Annotated in this window: 1 protein-coding gene; it reads left to right on the top strand. The window is 63.9% G+C overall.

Features of this window, described 5'->3' with window-relative positions; genetic code table 11:
• A partial coding sequence (locus KUM32_RS39605; protein ID WP_217146578.1) for an NUDIX domain-containing protein occupies positions 1–472 on the top strand: 472 nt, incomplete at its 5' end.
• Positions 473–737: the final 265 nt, after the last annotated feature.

Raw genomic sequence — 737 nt, 5'->3', positions numbered from 1 at the left:
GAAGGCCCTCAAGCCGGCGCTCGAATCGATGACCCTGCTGGTCGCCGCCGTCATCGTCCACGACAAGGCCACCAGCCGCGTCGTCCTCCTCCAACGCAGCGAGAACGCCAAGTTTGCCCAGGGCATGTGGGACCTCCCCGTCGGCAAGAGCGAGCCCGGCGAGCCGATCACGGAAACGGCCGTGCGCGAGCTGTATGAGGAGACCGGTCTGACCGTGAAGCCGGAGTCCCTGAAGGTCGCCCACATCATCCACGGGGCCTGGGGCGTCGAAGCGCCCAACGGCTTTCTCACCGTTGTCTTCGTCGCCCACGAATGGGCCGGTGACCCCGAAAACCGCGAGCCGCGCAAACACGCCCAGGTCTGCTGGGTCGACGCCAACGCCATCCCCGACAACTTTGTGGACACCACCTCAAGCGCCCTCCACCGCTATCTCACTGGCGGACCCCAAGTATCGCTGGTCGGATGGAAGTAGACGAGCGCTACTTAACTTGATCGAGATGTCGGGTGGCTGATTAAACCAAGTGCTGCCACAGGCACGGCAGTTGGCCTCAGTGGTCCGAGTTGGCACTCCAGCAAGGCATATGCTCGGAGGCAAGACGGGCTGTCCGGCACAGCGATCAACCGTTCAGTGACGCGACCAAGAGGAATCGGGGCCGATGAGTCCGCTGCAGATCTCCATCACTGCTGTCCTCTGCACCTCCGGCATCGCCCGGCACATATGGTCCTCCGCGCCGGAC

The sequence above is a fragment of the Streptomyces sp. AC627_RSS907 genome (genome assembly GCF_019049165.1).
This window is presented reverse-complemented; position numbering and strand designations above follow the sequence as displayed.